General features: G+C 59.8%; 16 protein-coding genes, 1 tRNA gene and 1 pseudogene. 9 read left to right on the top strand and 9 right to left on the bottom strand.

Features of this window, described 5'->3' with window-relative positions:
* Window positions 1-370 precede the first annotated feature (370 nt).
* The 7 genes from JCM25146_RS13420 to JCM25146_RS23005 form a co-directional block, all read right to left on the bottom strand.
* Window positions 371-445: transfer RNA gene (locus JCM25146_RS13420), tRNA-Thr, on the bottom strand.
* Window positions 446-514: 69 nt separating this feature from the next.
* A complete protein-coding gene (gene dksA / locus JCM25146_RS13415; RefSeq protein ID WP_025828648.1) occupies window positions 515-928 on the bottom strand; it encodes an RNA polymerase-binding protein DksA in 414 nt (137 codons plus the stop codon).
* Window positions 929-1,275: 347 nt separating this feature from the next.
* The gene (ssb, locus tag JCM25146_RS13405) at window positions 1,276-1,842 is read right to left on the bottom strand and encodes a single-stranded DNA-binding protein (RefSeq protein ID WP_025828644.1); all 567 of its coding nucleotides are present in this window, start codon (window positions 1,840-1,842) and stop codon (window positions 1,276-1,278) included.
* A gap of 108 nt (window positions 1,843-1,950) precedes the next feature.
* The gene (rsmD, locus tag JCM25146_RS13400; RefSeq protein ID WP_025828642.1) at window positions 1,951-2,538 is read right to left on the bottom strand and encodes a 16S rRNA (guanine(966)-N(2))-methyltransferase RsmD; all 588 of its coding nucleotides are present in this window, start codon (window positions 2,536-2,538) and stop codon (window positions 1,951-1,953) included.
* On the bottom strand, window positions 2,538-3,326 hold the full coding sequence (locus JCM25146_RS13395; RefSeq protein WP_025828640.1) for a pseudouridine synthase: 789 nt from the start codon (window positions 3,324-3,326) through the stop codon (window positions 2,538-2,540). The genes rsmD and JCM25146_RS13395 overlap by 1 nt, the downstream gene beginning before the upstream one ends.
* The gene (locus JCM25146_RS13390) at window positions 3,323-4,054 is read right to left on the bottom strand and encodes a gamma-glutamyl-gamma-aminobutyrate hydrolase family protein (RefSeq protein ID WP_025828639.1); all 732 of its coding nucleotides are present in this window, start codon (window positions 4,052-4,054) and stop codon (window positions 3,323-3,325) included. The genes JCM25146_RS13395 and JCM25146_RS13390 overlap by 4 nt, the downstream gene beginning before the upstream one ends.
* A gap of 127 nt (window positions 4,055-4,181) precedes the next feature.
* Window positions 4,182-4,337, bottom strand: a complete 156-nt coding sequence (locus tag JCM25146_RS23005) for a hypothetical protein (RefSeq protein ID WP_180539496.1) — start codon at window positions 4,335-4,337, stop codon at window positions 4,182-4,184.
* A 210-nt stretch (window positions 4,338-4,547) separates the two neighbouring features.
* Here JCM25146_RS23005 and JCM25146_RS13380 point away from each other — a divergent pair, with 210 nt between their 5' ends.
* A complete protein-coding gene (locus JCM25146_RS13380; RefSeq protein WP_025828637.1) occupies window positions 4,548-5,039 on the top strand; it encodes a nucleoside deaminase in 492 nt (163 codons plus the stop codon).
* A gap of 182 nt (window positions 5,040-5,221) precedes the next feature.
* Window positions 5,222-6,792 (top strand): annotated as a pseudogene (locus JCM25146_RS19490) (Do family serine endopeptidase).
* 109 nt (window positions 6,793-6,901) lie between these two features.
* On the opposite strand, the gene JCM25146_RS13370 reads toward JCM25146_RS19490, so the two are convergent.
* Complete coding sequence (locus JCM25146_RS13370) at window positions 6,902-7,687, bottom strand: Crp/Fnr family transcriptional regulator (protein WP_051544251.1); 786 nt, start codon at window positions 7,685-7,687, stop codon at window positions 6,902-6,904.
* Window positions 7,688-7,993: 306 nt separating this feature from the next.
* Between JCM25146_RS13370 and JCM25146_RS13365 the strand changes: the two genes are divergently transcribed.
* The 6 genes from JCM25146_RS13365 (at window position 7,994) to JCM25146_RS13340 (ending at window position 14,549) form a co-directional block, all read left to right on the top strand.
* A complete protein-coding gene (locus JCM25146_RS13365) occupies window positions 7,994-8,806 on the top strand; it encodes an OmpW/AlkL family protein (RefSeq protein ID WP_025828635.1) in 813 nt (270 codons plus the stop codon).
* 9 nt (window positions 8,807-8,815) lie between these two features.
* Window positions 8,816-10,207, top strand: a complete 1,392-nt coding sequence (hemN, locus tag JCM25146_RS13360; RefSeq protein WP_025828633.1) for an oxygen-independent coproporphyrinogen III oxidase — start codon at window positions 8,816-8,818, stop codon at window positions 10,205-10,207.
* 170 nt (window positions 10,208-10,377) lie between these two features.
* Entirely contained in the window at window positions 10,378-11,055 is a 678-nt protein-coding gene (locus JCM25146_RS13355) for a 2OG-Fe(II) oxygenase (protein WP_025828631.1), read from the top strand.
* Between the two features lie 114 nt (window positions 11,056-11,169).
* On the top strand, window positions 11,170-12,807 hold the full coding sequence (locus JCM25146_RS13350) for an electron transfer flavoprotein-ubiquinone oxidoreductase (protein ID WP_025828629.1): 1,638 nt from the start codon (window positions 11,170-11,172) through the stop codon (window positions 12,805-12,807).
* Window positions 12,808-12,870: 63 nt separating this feature from the next.
* Window positions 12,871-13,620, top strand: a complete 750-nt coding sequence (locus tag JCM25146_RS13345) for an electron transfer flavoprotein subunit beta/FixA family protein (protein ID WP_025828628.1) — start codon at window positions 12,871-12,873, stop codon at window positions 13,618-13,620.
* A gap of 2 nt (window positions 13,621-13,622) precedes the next feature.
* Window positions 13,623-14,549 (top strand): FAD-binding protein, encoded by a 927-nt coding sequence (locus tag JCM25146_RS13340; RefSeq protein ID WP_025828626.1) that lies wholly within the window; start codon window positions 13,623-13,625, stop codon window positions 14,547-14,549.
* Window positions 14,550-14,610: 61 nt separating this feature from the next.
* On the opposite strand, the gene JCM25146_RS13335 is transcribed toward JCM25146_RS13340, so the two are convergent.
* On the bottom strand, window positions 14,611-15,267 hold the full coding sequence (locus tag JCM25146_RS13335; RefSeq protein ID WP_025828623.1) for a TetR/AcrR family transcriptional regulator: 657 nt from the start codon (window positions 15,265-15,267) through the stop codon (window positions 14,611-14,613).
* Window positions 15,268-15,437: 170 nt separating this feature from the next.
* On the opposite strand from JCM25146_RS13335, the gene JCM25146_RS13330 reads away from it, so the two are divergent.
* Window positions 15,438-16,934 (top strand): efflux transporter outer membrane subunit, encoded by a 1,497-nt coding sequence (locus JCM25146_RS13330; RefSeq protein WP_025828621.1) that lies wholly within the window; start codon window positions 15,438-15,440, stop codon window positions 16,932-16,934.
* Window positions 16,935-16,965 lie beyond the last annotated feature (31 nt).

Raw genomic sequence — 16,965 nt, 5'->3', positions numbered from 1 at the left:
CGGCATACGCCCCGGTGGCTCTGGCGGTGGTGGTCCCGGCGGTTTTGGTGGTGGCAAACGCCCCGGCGCAGGTCCATCCGATTCAGGCGCGTCTGGCGGTGGTGGGCGACCCGGCGGTGGTTCGGGTGGTGGTGGTCCCAAGGGGCCGCCACGTGGCTGAGTGCCCTGCCTGCGTTAGTGGGCGCGTGTAGAGTATATGCAAAAGACCCTGCCATGGTGCGGGGTCTTTTTTTGTTTTGGCTATATGTGTGGCCCTACAGGGTAGAAGCCGCAGCGCATGCTGGCATGTACACCTGGAGGCGTGGCTTGTAGGCCCATATTCCCCGCCGCTAAGGCATGGGTGGAGAATAATAATGTAGAGGGGGAGTGCTGGTGCTGCTGGACAGGATTGAACTGTCGACCTCTCCCTTACCAAGGGAGTGCTCTACCACTGAGCTACAGCAGCACTGCTTGCGGGGTTCTAGCCTTTTGGGCGCACCACCGCAAGAGTGGGGAGAACAAAAAAAGACGAAAATTAATCGTCCCGGTGTGTTTTTTCCATACGCTCGTGCTGTTCCTGCGCCTCAATGGACAGGGTCGCGATCGGGCGGGCCTCCAGCCGTTTCAGGCCAATGGGTTCACCGGTTTCCTCGCAGTAGCCATAACTGCCGTTTTCCACCCGCTGGAGCGCAAGGTTGATCTTGCCGATCAGCTTGCGGGCGCGGTCGCGGGTGCGCAGTTCCAGCGCACGATCCGTCTCCACACTGGCGCGGTCGGTAATGTCGGCTTCATGAATGCCCCCTTCGGAAAGGCTGGCAAGGGTATCCCCCGCCTCTTTCAAAAGGTCAGCGCGCCATTTGAGCAGTTTCTGCCGGAAGTATTCCGTCTGAAGAGGGTTCATGAACTCTTCATCTTCTGACGGGCGATAATCTGGCGGTAAAGTAATCATGTCTATCGTCAGCCTTTGCAATGACAGGAAGCCTGCCTTGAAAGAATGACGCGGCTTATACCGGCATCATGCTCATGCGCCAAGAAATTTATGCGCAGTCTGTGCCAAGAAAAGCAGAAATTATCGTTCAGTAAGATAAAGAAAAACTGATATTTGGAAAAAGTAATAAATAGAAATAATGGGATTATTAAAATTTCAATAAAATCTGAGGGCATGTTCCCTGCGCCATCTGTGCGTTTGGGGGGCTGTTCCACGTGCTGGCGTAGGGGCAAAGGCCAGAAACCGGCATGAAAAAAGGGGGCGCGCGGTTGCGGCCCCCTTGATATGCAGCGGAGAGGGAGAAAAGCTCAGAACGGAATTTCATCATCCAGATCGCCACTGCCCGAGGCATCCCATCCGCCAGAAGATGCGCCACCACCACCACCACCGCCGCCGCGCTGCGGGGCAGGCAGGCGCGAGCCGCCACCATTGCCGCCAGAGTTGCCGTAGTCCGAGTTACCGCCGCCAGTGCTGTAGCCGCCGTAGCTGCTGCCAAAGCCACCGCCTTCGCCCTCACCGCCGTTGCGGCTGTCGAGCAGAACCAGTTCGCCACGGAAGCGGTCCACGATCACTTCGGTCGTGTATCGTTCCTGCCCGCCCTGATCGGTCCATTTGCGGGTCTGCAGTGCGCCTTCAAGGTAAACCTTGCGGCCCTTGCGCAGGAACCGTTCGGCCACATCGGCCAGCCGGTCGTTAAAAATGACAACGCGGTGCCACTCGGTGCGTTCGCGCTTTTCGCCCGATGCACGGTCATTCCACGTGTCGCTGGTGGCGAGGGAGAAGGAGACAATTTTCTGCCCGCTCTGGCTGGAGCGGACTTCTGGGTCTTTGCCCAGATTGCCGACCAGAATGACCTTGTTAACGCTTCCAGCCATGTTTCTTTTCGCCTTCTGTAACCTGTAAAACCGTTTTGTTCTGGTCTGTGTAGCGCAGCAGGTGGCCGCTGCGCTACCGTAGATGTCGGGAGTTTGTGATGTGGCGTCTTATGCCAGCCGCCAGATGGACAGCCGTGCAGCCCCATGCTGGCGCTCGGCCAGCAGGTCGTGCGGGCAGGGAGGGGCCTCTGCGTTGTCATCGGCAAAAGGCAGGGGTTCATCCCGCCCTGTTTCAATTACGGCTATGGCGTTGGGGGCAACCCAGCCTTTGGCGCTCAGGGCTGCCAGTGCCTTGCCGGGCAACCCCTTGTGGTAGGGTGGGTCCAGAAACAGCAAGGTTGCCGGTGCTGTGCGGGCAGCAGGCGGGTTGGTGACGTCGCGCGGGTAAATCTGGCAGTCCCCGGCCCATCCACAGGCGTGCACATTGGTGCGCAGTGCGGCAAGGGCATTGCGGTCTGTCTCAAAAAAAATGGCGTGAGCCGCCCCGCGGGACATGGCCTCCAGCCCAAGTGCCCCCGTGCCTGCAAAGGCGTCCAGCACATGCGCGCCCTCTAACAGGACTGCTCCACCCCATGGAGCGTGGGCCAGCACGTCAAACAGTGCCTGACGTACCCGGTCGGCCGTGGGGCGGGTGGTGCCACCGCCGGGTGCTGCCAGCACCCGGCCTTTGCGCGCCCCGGCAATAATGCGGACCATCAGCGGGCCTTGCTGCGGGCGGCGTTGCGCGGAGCATTGTGTGGTGCTGCGGTTTTTTCCGGCGCTTTGGGCAACTGGTCGCGCAGTACACGGGGGGGAATTTCCTCCAACTCGCCCTTTTGCAGCGTACCAAGGGGGAACGGGCCGTAGCTGGTGCGGATCAGGCGGCTGACGTGCAGGTTAAGCCCCGCCATGACCTTACGGATCTCGCGGTTCTTGCCTTCCTTGAGAGAGACCGTGAGCCACGCGTTATCGCCCTTGCGCGAATCGAGGGCGGCCACAATGGGTCCGTAGCGCACGCCATCAAGCACAACCCCGTGGGCGAGAGAGGCCAGCCGGGCTTCGTCCACCACACCAAACACGCGCACACGGTAGCGGCGCAGCCAGCCGTTGGAGGGCAGTTCCAGCCTGCGGGCCAGTTCGCCATCATTGGTCAGCAGCAACAGTCCCTCGCTGTTCAGGTCAAGCCGTCCCACGCTGATCACGCGGGGCATGCCCTCTGGCAGGGAGGAAAAAACGGTTGGACGTCCTTCCGGGTCCTTGTGGGTTGTCACCAGCCCGTCGGGCTTGTGGTAGCGCCACAGCCTTGTGCGCTCGGGGGCGGACACCGGCTGGTTGTCCACCAGAACAATATCGCCATCGGTGACAAAGGTTGCCGGGTGCGTAACACTCTGGCTGTTCAGGCGTACGCGCCCTTCCTCAATCATGCGCTCTGCATCGCGCCGGCTGGCTACTCCTGAGCGTGCCAGCCACTTTGCAATGCGTTCTCCCCGCGCTTCCTGCGTCACGCCTGTTCTCCTGATGCCTGTATGAAGGCCTTGAAAAGAGTTCTGTCTGCCGGGTCTATGCCAAATTCCGGGTGCCATTGCACCCCAAGGCAAAAACGATGGTCCGGGTCTTCAATCCCCTCTACCACGCCATCCTCTGCAATGGCATTCACCCGCCCTCGCCCACACGTTGCCACAGCCTGATGGTGGGCCGAATTTACGCCAATGCGTCTGGCCCCACCGGTTATGCCGGCCAGAAGGGTGTCGGGCAGAATGTCCACGCCGTGGCTTGCCTCGTCCCGCGGGTTTGGCTGCTCGTGTGGGAGGGCGGTAGGGTATGTGTGGGGGATGTGCTGGATAAGTGTTGCCCCAAGCGATACCGCAATCAGCTGCATGCCCCCGCATATGCCAAGGACGGGAATATTGCGCTGCAATGCGGCCGCCAGCAGGGCATTTTCCGCCCGTGTGCGGCGTGGGCGCAGGGTTACACTGGGGTGGCGCTCGGTTGCGCCATAAAGCAGGGGGTCAATATCAAACGCACCACCGGTTATGAGCAGCCCGTCCAGCTTGGCCACATATTCTATTGCCAGTTGTGGAAACAGGGGGAGTGCCACAGGCAGTCCCCCTGCCGTTGCCACGGCGCTTAAATAATTCTCGCGCAGGGCGCACCACGCAAAGCGCGAATACTGGTCTACCCCGCCCTCTTCCAAGTCTAGGGTTATGCCTATAACGGGGCGTTGTGCTGCCATAAGCCTGTGATCCTGCACGAAAAGCCATGAAAAAACCGCGACGGTTCCATGTCAGGTGCCACAGGTGGCGGCGTTTTGCATCTTTATCCTGATCTCTGCCGGTGCCGGTGCAGGTCCCCGGCCAGTCCTAGCGGGTCAGGAAAGATGGAATACTCAGGGGTATCATGCGGCTGTTGGCGACCTGTGCCGCCACAGGCGTTGCGGATTCGCCAGGAAGCCTGTCTGCAACGGCAAGACCAAATCCCATTGCAGCCGCGGCCAGAATGAAAGAGAGAGAATGCATGGTTCCGACCTTTCCAGCCAAGAGTGAGGGACCAGCAGGCCATGACCAGATTACAATCACACTTTGTTGCAAACCCGATCGTGGCAGCTTTAAGGCAGGATGGCAAAATTACAGTTTGGATTGCAAGAAGAATGTGACGTTTGCGGCATCACATTCTTCCGCAGCGCGGTGAGGGCCATAAATGACACTGAAATGTTTTGTGATGCGGGTATGACCGGCCCCCTGCACGGTAAGGGGGCGGGGAGCGGCATGGGTATGGCCCTGTTACAGGCGCGCCTGGCCGCAGCACGGGGCGAAGTGCCGGTTGGTGCCGTGCTGCTGGATGCGCAGGGCACCGTGCTGGCGCAGGCGGGGAACAGGGTGGAGGAACTGCAAGACCCCTCCGCCCATGCGGAAATGCTGGTCATGCGCGAGGCCGTACGCCAGCGGCAGGGCCGCAGGCTGGCGGATTGTACGCTGGTTGTGTCCCTTGAGCCGTGCCCCATGTGTGCTGCGGCCATGGCCCACTTTCGGGTAGGGCGTCTGGTTTTTGGCGCATATGACCCCAAGGGAGGGGCTGTGGAGCACGGTGCCCGCCTGCCTTACCGGGCAGAGACCCTGCACCGGCCCGAAATTGTGGGCGGTGTGTGCGAGCGGGAGGCGGCAGGGCTGCTCAAAAGTTTTCAGACTCTGCGGGGCGATGGGGGCGGCCCAGCGGGCTGAAAAAAGTCTGTAATCTGGCATGGGTGAAGGCTTTTTTTTCCCTCAAAAGAAACCATGTTAGCTTACAGGACGTAAGGTGGAACAGGGGCTTGGTGGCTATCTGGCACAGGTGGCTGCCACATCAGACCGGGATCACCCGAAACAGTCCTGCTTGGGTTAAACAAGGAACAGTCAAGATCGTGATGACGGAAAAATCTGTGACAAATGTTTGCACACGTGGCAGCCGCCGCATGTGGAGCCGTGCTCTGCTTGCTGGCAGCATGCTGGTTTTTGCCGCCGGGCCATGGGCTGGCGTTCCGTCCTGGGCGGACACGTCCAGTGTAATCAAGCCCAGCGGCCCCGCCCAGCGCATTCCTGATTTTGTGGAGCTGGTCAAACAGGTCAAACCCGCCGTGGTCTCCATTACCTCCATGATCCGTTCCGACTCGTTGGAAGGTGAGGGTGGTGGTATGGGCGGCAATGGCGGGCCTTTCCCCTTTCCATTCCCGTTCCAGATGATGCCCCAGTCCTCCAAGCAGTTGGTGGAAGCGCGCGGGTCGGGCTTTGTTATTTCCGCCGATGGTTATGTGGTGACCAATAACCACGTGGTCAAAGGCGCGACCAAGGTGAGTGTCACACTCGATGACGGCACAACCCTGCCCGCCAAGGTGGTCGGCCGCGATGGCAAAACAGACCTTGCCCTGCTCAAGGTAACCCCCACGCAGAAGCTGCCCTTTATCGAACTGGGCGAATCTGATGACGTGCAGCCGGGTGAATGGGTTATTGCTGTTGGCAACCCTTATGGGTTGGGCGGCACGGTTACGGCAGGTATTGTCTCCGCCCGCGGGCGTGACATTAACGAAGGGCCTTACGACAACTTCATTCAGGTGGACGCTCCCATCAACCGCGGCAACTCCGGTGGCCCGCTGTTTACGCAGGACGGCAAGGTGGTGGGTGTGAACACCGCCATTCTCTCCCCCTCCGGTGGTGGCTCCATTGGTATTGGCTTTGCCATTCCCTCCGATACGGTGCGCAGTGTGGTGGACCAGCTGCGCAAGACCGGCCATGTCGTGCGGGGCTACCTTGGAGTGAACGCGCAGGTCATCTCCCCCGTTATGGCCAGTGCGCTCAACCTGCCTGCTCCTGCCGTAGCCGGAGCGCCGCCTGCAGGTGCGCTCGTAGCCAGCGTCAGCCCGGACAGCCCGGCAGAAAAAGCAGGTCTGAAGGCGGAAGACGTGATTACCGACTTCAATGGCCAGAAAATTACCACCCCGCATGATCTGGCTGTGCGTGTGGCCGCCGTGGCACCGGGTACACAGGTGACCATCGGGTATGTGCGTGCAGGCAAGGCGCAGACGGTCAACCTGAAAATTGGCAACCTTGCCACGGCTACGAGTGATACGGGCAAGGCGAGCAGTGCCGTTGGCGGGCAGCATCTGGGCGTGGCCCTTGCGCCGCTCAACCGCGACATGCGCCAGCAGCTTGGTCTGCCACAGGATGCACACGGCGTTGTGGTGAGTGATGTGGAGGCGGGTTCCCCCGCAGATCAGGCCGGTATTCGTCCGGGGGATGTTATTCAGGCCGTGGGGAGCCAGCAGGTGGATACCCCCAAGGCTGCGGTCGCCCTTGTTAAAACCGCCATGGCGGCCAAAAACCGCTGCTGCTGCGGATTCTGCGTGATGGACAGTCCCTGTTTATTGCCATTTCGTCCGATGGGAGCAGTGCAGGTGCACCAACGGACAATACCGCTGGCGGGGATGATGATGAGAATTAAGAGTTCTCGTTCCTGAGTATTGGAACATAAAGGGCCGACTCCATTGGAGCCGGCCCTTTTTTAATGGTGGGTTACTGCCTCAAGGGGGGTCCCATCTGGGCCGGGCAGGTTAATCCGGCTTCTGCCCGGAGGCGATGTTGAGCAGGGTGGCCACAGATAGAATCCGAATCCGGTGGTTTTCCGTGCTGGCAATCAGATGGCTGCGGCGGAAGGCGCTTATGGTCCGGCTTACGGTCTCAATGGTCAGGCCCAGATAATCAGCAATATCTACCCGCGTCATGGGAACAGAGGCCAGATTTTCCACCTCCTGCCGTGTGTGTCCCATGGTCAGGTGGTAGGCGCGCATCCGGTCAAGCAGGAAGGTTGCCACCTTCTCCCGCGCGGTTTTGCGGCCCAGCAGCAGCATCTGTTCCTGCGCTTCGGCCAGCTTGTCGGTCACGGCAGCCAGCAGGCGGCGCTCAAAGGTGGGGTAGTCGCTCAGCAGCGTTTCCAGCTGTGGGCGCAGGAAGCGGCACAGGCGAACGTTATCCACCGTTTCCGCCCCAAAGGAGTACGTCTGCGCCGTGCTCAGGCCCAGAAACTGGCCCGCATCGGCAAAGCCGGTAATCTGTCTGCGCCCGTCGGGGAGGGACTTGAACAGTTTGACCGTACCCCCCGTAACGTTGAAAAACGCAAGAGCCGGCTCGCCTTCTTCAACAATCGTGGTGCCCGGTGGCAGCTGTAGCTGGCGGGAGGAATGGGCAAGGGCCGCAAGCCCCTCCTCATCCATACTGCTGCACAGGCTCCTGTTTCGGATGTCACACACAAGGCAGCGCAGGACATCTCCATCCCCTTTATGTGCGTGAGCCACTCCAGCAGAGTGCGCAAGGGCAGGAGGGGGGGAGGAAGAGGTCATACATGAAATCCAGAAAACCGTTTGGTTTGAACCTGTTACTGTTTGTTATAACGGTTGGGGCACGTGTGGGATTACAGGCCACTAAGCTTTAGGCTGTTGTTGACATAAATCAATCATGCAGTGGGATCATTTTAATTGCAGGCCAGAACTGCAAGAAAGTCGAAAGCAGGGGCTGTGGTGAAAATGACACAGCTTTAACGCATCTTTTTGCAGTATGACACGGACTTGATCTAAATCAAGGTTGCATTGGCGTGAGCGTGGTCTTTCCGGCACAGAATTACAGTGCAGTGGAAGAGACAAAACACAATGGTCAAGTTCCGTTCCTTTCTGACAGCCACAGTGGCTGGTGTAGCCGCCCTGACGGGTGCCGCTCAGGCGCAGACAGCGCAGCCCAACGCTGCTTTTGTTAATGCTCCGGTCATGAACCGCATCCCTGATGCGCAGAAGCCTGCCAGCCATTGCGGTATCTTTGAAACCTGCGCCAGCACCAAAATTGGTACGGGCAAAGGCGACATCATGATCCGTCTGTCCGGCGTTGGTGTTCTGCCGCAGGACCGTGACAGCAAGATCACTGGCAGCATTGGTGGTTCTTCCATCAACGGCGTGTTGAACGGTGCGCACACCTCCACGACCAATCAGGCGATGCCTGAACTGACGGTTGAATACTTCATCACCGACAACCTGTCTGTCGACCTGATCGCAACCAGCACACGCCATGAAGTGTCCGCAACCGGTGGTTCGCTCCTTGGTAACAGCAAGCTTGATCTGGGTTCTGCCTGGGTTCTACCCCCCACGCTGACCGTCGCTTGGCATTTCCGTCCCCACAAGCGTTTCAACCCGTATGTGGGTGTGGGTGCAACCGCCATGTGGTTCCACAATATCCACGCTGCGAACAATGGTATCACCAACAAGCTGAACGCTGGGTTCACCGGTGGTCCGGCTGTTAACGTTGGCTTCGATTACCAGCTGGTTGGCAACTGGTTCTTCAATGCTGATGTCAAGCAGATGTTCGTGCGTATGCATGCATGGGCCGAAAGCAGCGATGAAAACGTGAAGCTGAGAGCCCACGAATCCCTGGACCCCACCGTGGTGTCCGCCGGTATTGCATACCGCTTCTGATCCAAGCTGATGAGCGCGGACTCCGTCTCTGACCTGATTTCCCGCTACGGCGGGAATCTGCCGCGCTACACCAGTTACCCGACTGCTGCGAGTTTTTCGGATGCAGTCGGGGCGCAGGATGTGGAAAGCTGGCTGCGTACGCTGCCAGCAGACCTGCCTGTCTCGCTTTATTTTCATGTTCCATTCTGTGATGAGCTCTGCCGGTTTTGCGGGTGCAATACCTCCGTCATGCGGCATGAGGACGGGCGCGTAGCCTATGGCGACCTGCTACGCGAGGAAATGCGCCGGGTTGTAGCCCTTACGGGCGAGCAGCGCATTGTGCATCATCTCCAGTTTGGTGGTGGCACACCCACCACATTGCCCCCTGCGTCCCTGCGCCAGCTTATGCGGGCGGTACGCACTTTTTTCCGTTTTGCAGACCATGCCGAACTGGCGATGGAGATGGACCCGCGCCATGTGCCGCAGGGTTATCCCGCGCTGTTGGGCGATCTGGGGTTCAACCGGATCAGCCTTGGGGTGCAGGATCTGGACGAAAAGGTCCAGCAGGCCTGCGGGCGGCTTCAGTCCTTTGAGCAGACACAGAGCTGTATTGATCAGGTGCGCGCAGCCGGGATAACGGGTGTGAATATCGACCTGATTTACGGCCTGCCCTACCAGACCGTGGACAGTGTGGGGGAGACGGCGCGCCGGATTGCCCTGCTACGCCCTGACCGTCTGGCCGTGTTCGGCTATGCCCATATTCCGTGGAAGCAGAAGCGCCAGAAGCTCATCCCCGAGGAGTCGCTCCCGTCGTCTCCCGAGCGGCTGGCCCAGCGCGCGCAGATTGATACGGTGCTCAAGGCGGCGGGGTATCAGGCCATCGGGCTGGACCATTACGCCTTGCCGGATGACGCCATGGCAATGGCCGCGCGGGCAGGCACCCTGCACCGCAATTTTCAGGGTTATACAACAGATTCCTGCCCGGTTCTGCTGGGTATGGGGGCCTCTGCCATTTCCATGACTCCCGCAGGGTTTGCACAGAATATTCCCACCGTTGCCACCTATGCGCGCGCACTGGCCGATTCGGCAGACCTGCCGATTTTGCGCGGGGTGGCCTGCACGGCGGAAGACCGCTGCCGTGGGGCCATTATTGAACGGATTATGTGTGATCTGGCGGTGGACCTGAGTGCGGGCGATATTCCCGATAATCCGGGCCTGAACGGGTTTGAGGCGGAGCTGGCCAGCCTGCTTCCCTTTGAGCATGATGGGCTGGTCACACGCACGGATAGCCGCATAGAGGTTACGGAAAAAGGGCGTCCGTTCCTGCGTAATGTTGCTGCGGTTTTTGATACCAGACAAAAAGAACTGGCTGCGGCCAGTGCAGGCAAAGCCCCGGCTCCACGGTTTTCTGGCGCGCTGTAAGCGTGTTGTAAAACAGGCCGGTCAAATTGGCATTTCTGCCATGCAACTTGATCGGCGCGCTGTTTTGGCGCATGGAAGAACAGCTTATTGTTGACTAAACCTATGCCGTAAGAGCCCGGCTTCTCTGGTTTTCACACGTATTTTCTGTTTCAGCGGAAGGATCGGACACCATGCGTGCTGATGCTCCTTTGCCCGAACGGGCGGGACACCTCGCCCTGTCGGACAGGCTGGCCCAGACGCCCGCCGCCACGTACCCGTTCCCGCACTGGATGCTGGAGGACGTTCTGGAGCCTGATGCGTGTGACGCGCTGCTGGAGTGGAATCCGGGCGAGAGCGCCATCGCAGGCGATGTTGGTGGGCGGCGTGAGACGCGCAATGCCTACCGTGTGTTTGTGGACCCCGCAGTCCGGGCCAAGGATGCGCGGCTCAACCGCATGGCGGAACTGCTGGACGGGGAACCCATGCGGGCCATGTTCGAGCATGTCTGTCAGACCCCGCTGGACGAGGCGGCTCTGCGTCTGGAGTTATGCTTGGATACGGACGGATTCTGGCTTGAACCCCATACTGACATTGGCGCCAAAAAGCTGACGTTGCTGATCTCTCTTTCCACCGGAGAGGAGGCGGAGCAATGGGGTACGGACCTGATGACCCCGCAGGGCGAGTCTGTCGCCCGCGCATCCGGCGTATTCAATTCAGCTGTCCTGTTCATTCCATCCGATCAGACGTGGCACGGTTTTGTCGCCCGGCCGATCCGGGGAACGCGGCGCACGCTGATTGTAAATTTTGTCGATAAAAACTGGCGTGCCGTGCACGAACTGGCCTTTGGGCCACGTACGACCCAGTCCTGACCTTTCCTGTTCGGCAGAAATAGAGCAAAACGGGCCGGGGAGCCCGTTTTTTGCAATTCTGTGACAAATCGGGTTTAGGAAAGCTACAGAAATTTCAACGGGGATAAAACGGGAATGAGTGAACCTGTGCGTGAGTCGATGGAGTTCGATGTTGTCATTGTTGGCGGTGGTCCCGCCGGACTGGCTGCTGCCATCCGCCTGCGCCAGCTTTCGCCCCAGACCAGTGTCTGCCTGATTGAAAAAGGGAGCGAGATCGGGGCGCACATCGTCTCTGGTGCGGTTATTGAGCCGCGCGCTCTGGCCGAGCTGCTCCCCGACTGGCGCGAGCGTGGCGCTCCGCTGGAAACGCCAGTGACAGCCGAAGATATGCTGTACCTGACCGAAACAGGCAGCATTCGCATTCCCATGCTCGACAAGGTCATGCCGCACATGGCCAACCACGGGAACTATATTGTCAGTCTGGGTGAGGTCTGCCGCTGGCTGGCCACGCAGGCCGAGGAACTGGGGGTGGAAATCTACCCCGGTTTTGCCGGAGCCGAGGTGCTGATCGAACGCAACCGCGTCGTGGGTGTGGCAACGGGCGACATGGGCGTTGGCCGTGATGGCAAACCCGGCCCCAACTACCAGCCGGGCATGGAACTGCGCGGGCGCTATACCCTGTTTGCCGAAGGGTGCCGTGGCTCCCTGACCAAGCAGGTCATGGCGCATTATGACCTGCGCAAGGACGTGGACCCGCAGACCTACGGCCTTGGCATTAAGGAAGTGTGGGAAATCCCGGCCGAGAACCATCGCCCCGGTCTGGTGCAGCACAGCTTTGGCTGGCCGCTGGATAATGGCACCTATGGTGGTGCATGGCTGTACCATTTTGGCGACAACCTTGTGTCTTACGGGTTTGTGGTCGGGCTGGACTATGCCAACACATGGCTCTCCCCGTTTGAGGAAATGCAGCGCGTCAAGCTGCACCCGGCTTTCCGTCAGCATCTGGAGGGGGGGCGGCGTATTTCCTACGGCGCGCGTGCCCTGTCCGAGGGTGGCTTGCAGTCCGTGCCGCGCCTGACCTTCCCCGGTGGTGCGTTGATCGGGGATTCGGCAGGATTTTTGAACGTGCCCAAGATCAAGGGCACACACACAGCCATGAAGTCGGGCATGCTGGCAGCCGAAGCCGTGGTGGATGCCATAAAGACCGACCGCGTGGAGCCGGGCTCCTTTACCCAGAAGGTCCGCCAGTCCTGGCTGTGGGAGGAACTGCGCGCGGCACGGAATATCCGCCCGGCTTTTGCACGCTTTGGCGCCATGGGCGGGGCCGTGTACGCAGGGCTGGACGCCATGGTGCTGCGCGGCCGCGCCCCGTGGACGCTGCACTTCAAACATCAGGATAACGAGACCCTGCGTGCAGCCGGGCTGTGTGCAAAGCCGTTCTATCCCAAACCCGATGGCAAGCTGACGTTTGACCGCCTGTCCTCGGTGTTCCTGTCCGCCACCAATCATGAGGAGGACCAGCCGGTCCACCTGCGGCTGAAAAACCCATCCTTGTGGAAAACGGTCAACTGGGATGTGTTCCACGCACCAGAGGCGCGGTATTGCCCCGCAGGTGTGTACGAAGTGGCGGATGAACAGACAGACCCACATCTGCAAATCAATGCCCAGAACTGCGTGCATTGCAAAACATGCGATATAAAAGACCCCACCCAGAATATAGACTGGACCACGCCCGAAGGGGGTGGTGGGCCCAATTATCCGGCTGGTATGTGAATTTTGGTCAAAGTACGATAAAGAACCGTCCGAACCATCCTGCGTCTGCAAGCGAAAGAAGTCATGAAGATACTCGTACCTGTAAAGCGGGTTGTTGATTACAACATCAAACCGCGCGTCAAGGCGGATGGCAGCGGAGTGGAAACCGCTGGCGTCAAGATGTCCATGAACCCGTTTGACGAAATTGCGGTTGAAGAAGCCGTGCGCCTGCGTGAAAAAGGCGCTGCTTCGGAAGTCGTTGTCGTGTCCATTGGTGTGCAGCAGGCGCAGGATACCCTGCGTACCGCTATGGCCATGGGCGCTGACCGGGCCATTCTGGTGCTGAGCGATGAAAGCCCCGAACCCCTTGCCGTTGCCAAAGTGCTGAAAACACTGGTCGAAAAAGAAGGCCCCTCACTGGTTGTGCTGGGCAAGCAGGCCATTGATGATGACATGAACGCAACCGGCCAGATGCTGGCTGGTCTGCTGGGCTGGGGTCAGGGCACGTTTGCCAGCAAGGTGGATGTGGCCGATGGGCGCGTGGTTGTCAGCCGTGAGATTGATGGCGGCACGGAGCAGGTCTCACTCGCCCTGCCAGCCATTGTTACGGCGGACCTGCGCCTGAACGAGCCGCGCTATGCCTCCTTGCCCAACATCATGAAGGCCAAGAAAAAGCCGCTTGAAACCATCGCCGCTGCCGATCTGGGCGTGGACATGGCACCGCGCCTGAGCATTGTCAGTGTTGCTGAACCTGCCGAACGCAAGGCGGGCATCAAGCTTGGCTCCGCAACGGAGCTGGTGGAAAAACTGCGTAACGAAGCAAAGGTGATCTGAACATGACCGCTCTTGTTCTTCTGGATCATGAAGGTGGTCAGATCAGAAAGGCAGCCCTTTCTGCTGTAACCGCCGCCGCCCGTCTGGGTGATGTGCATGTGCTGGTTACGGGTGATGCCGCTCTGGCGCAGGCTGCAAGCCGTATTGCGGGTGTGTCCAAGGTGCTGCACGCGGCGGATGCACGCTATGCGCACGAACTGGCCGAGCCTCTGGCTGCCCTTCTTGTCTCGCTCGCAGGTGGGTACGACCACATTGTGGCTGCTGCTGGTGCCACGGGCAAAAACGTGCTGCCCCGCGCTGCCGCCCTGCTGGACGTGCAGCCGATCCCCGATGTGGTGAGCATTGTGGACGCGCAGACCTTTGTCCGCCCGATTTACGCAGGGAATGCGCTGGCGACCGTGCGGTCTGCGGACAGCAAAAAAGTCCTGACCGTGCGCAGCGCGTCCTTTGATGCGGCACCGGCTGAGGGCGGTAGCGCTCCGGTTGAAGTTGTGGCGGTCGTGGACAGCCCCGATGTGTCACGGTTTGAGGCCGTTCAGCTTTCGGACTCCGCACGCCCCGATCTGGAATCGGCCCGCGTGGTGGTTTCTGGCGGTCGTGGCATGGGCAGCGAGGAAAAATTCCACGCTCTGGACCCCTTGGCCGATGCTCTGGGTGCTGCTGTTGGCGCATCCCGAGCAGCTGTGGATTCCGGTTTTGTGCCGAACGAGTTGCAGGTCGGCCAGACTGGCAAGATCGTGGCACCAGAGCTGTACATGGCGTTTGGTATTTCCGGCGCAATCCAGCATCTGGCGGGCATGAAGGACAGCCGCGTGATCGTGGCGGTCAACAAGGACCCCGAAGCCCCGATTTTTCAGGTTGCGGATTACGGGATTGTGGGCGACCTGTTCGAGGTTGTGCCGCAGTTGGTGGAAGAGCTTAAAAAGTAAGCGTTCTCCACCTCCCGCGCTTCAAAAAGCCCGTATGCCCCTGTGGCACACGGGCTTTTTTTTATGGCGCGCTTGGTGTGCCGTAAGCCGCCATGAATACCTTGACCGCGGCATGAATGACCTTTTCCTCATCTGCCTCACTGTTCTCGGGGCTTAGGTTAAAGCGCCGGAGATGGGCTATGCGCGTCTGGCAGAGGGCAAAAAACTGCTCGGCGGCAAAGACCGGGTCTTCCGTTGCCAGTGTGCCCCGTGCCTCCTGCTCGCGTATCCAGTTGGCCAGTGTGGCAATGCCGACTCGGGGGCCGTTCTCCCAGAATATGGCCCCAAGCTGGGGAAAGCGCGGTGCTTCGGAGACAATGATCCGGTACAGCATCAGGCTCTCGGGCTGGGTAATCAGGCGGACCATGGCGCGGGCCACGGCGGTCAGTGTCTCCCGCGGGGGCGAATCCTCACGTACGGGGGCAAGGGCTACGGGTAGTTTTTCCCGGCAGCGCTGTTCCACAAAGGCGGCAAACAGGTCTGCCTTGTTGGCAAAGTAGTTATACAGCGTCCCCTTGGAGACAGCGGCCTGCCGCGCAATGGCGGACATGCTCGCGCCCTCGTAGCCATGCTCGGCAAAAACCGCGCTGGCACCTGTTAGAATCTGTTGTCGTTTAGTCTCGGACTCCCCCATGCAGGAGGAACTGGAGAGGACGGGAACTGGGGAGGATGCAGGCATGGATCTTCGGGCTTTGGAGACTTGTGATTGACGCGGTAGGGAAAGACGATAGGGTATGCCCTGACCGAACTGGTCGGTCAGCGTAGCGGTTATAACGCATATTAAAGCAGGCGCATAATTTCGACGAGGGTAAGCGGGTGGCAAGAAGGAATGCACGGCGGGCAGGCGCATTGGCGGCCGGTTTTATTCTGGCAGGGTGCGCTGTGGGGCCAGATTACAAAAAGCCCCAGACGTGGTCCCCCGCCCAATGGCAGCAGGCCGCAACGCAGCAGCGTACCAACGCACTAAGCGTTCCCACGGAGCTGGCGCCAGATGTCCAGTGGTGGTCTGTGTTCCATGACCCGGAGCTCACATCGCTTGAGCAGCGTCTGGCTGCGCAGAACCTGGATGTGTTGCAAGCATCCGAGCAGCTTGCTGTCAGCCGTGGCCAGTTGCTGCTGGCGGGGGCTGAGCGTTTTCCCGATCTTTCAGCCTCCGGCTCGTATAGCCGTGTGCAGCATAGCAGCAAGCAGTTGCAGCGGATTGTGGAGCGCATTGGCCAGAATTCCTCAGACGCCGGTTTGAGAGAAATGCTGACCAGCCAGTCCTCCGAGGCAACCATTCCGTTGCTGAACAACTGGCAGGACGGCGTGCAGGCCAGTTGGGAGGTCGATCTGTGGGGGCGTGTGCGCAGGCAGTACGAGGCCGCCAAGTCCTACACGGATGCCTCCATGGAGGAACGTCGCGGAATCCTGATCGCCCGCCAGTCCGAGCTGGCATCGGATTATATGCAGTTGCGTAGTCTGCAGGAACAGTTGCGCATTACCCTTGCCAACCGCGACGCAGCGGAAAAACTGCTCCAGCTCAGCCAGTCGCGGTACAAAAGTGGACTGGTGAGCGAACTGGATGTGGATAGCGCACAGTCCGAACTGCAACGCACCAGCGCGCTGGTGCCGCAGTATGAGCAGCGCATTGCCATGCAGATCAACGCCATCAATCTGCTGATGGGGGCACCGCCGGGAGGGTTGAATACCGAACTGGTGCAAACTGCGGGTATTCCGCTGGTGCCACCCGCTGTGCCCATTGGCCTGCCATCCGAGCTGGCGCACCGCCGCCCGGATATCCGTGAGGCAGAAGCCGAACTGCATGCGGCTACGGCCGAAGTGGGGCAGGCTATGGCCGACTTTTACCCCAAGGTCACGATTGATGCAGGCTTTGGCCTTCAGTCCTTCTCCTTCCGTGACATGGGGATGTGGAGCTCGCGGATGTGGAATGTCGGGCCGTCCATCACCATTCCCATTTTTCAGGGGGGACGACTGACAGGTCAGTTGCAGATGAAAAAAGCCTCCCAGAAGGCCGCCGCCCTGCGCTACCGCAAAACGGTGCTGAATGCATGGCGCGAGGTGGACAATGCGCTCACGGCCTACCAGGCAGAGCAGAAGAAAAACCAGCGGCTCAGTGCTCAGGTCGTAGCAGACCAGCGCTCCATGGCGCTGGCACAGAGCCAGTACACACATGGGTTGCAGAGCTACCTACAGGTGCTGGACGCCCAGCGCAGGCTTCTGTCCTCCCAGACCAGTCTGGCTGAAAGCACGGCGACAATTTCGGACGATCTGGTGCGCCTGTATAACGCACTGGGTGGTGGGTGGGAGACAACCTTCCCGCTGGCGCAGCCAAAACACGCATAAAAGTCTGAGCACAGAGGATATTTTAGACATT

This window comes from Acetobacter okinawensis JCM 25146 (assembly GCF_000613865.1).
Taxonomy (GTDB): domain Bacteria; phylum Pseudomonadota; class Alphaproteobacteria; order Acetobacterales; family Acetobacteraceae; genus Acetobacter; species Acetobacter okinawensis.
Note: the sequence above shows the minus strand (reverse complement) of the source record. Positions and strands in the feature narration are given on the sequence as shown.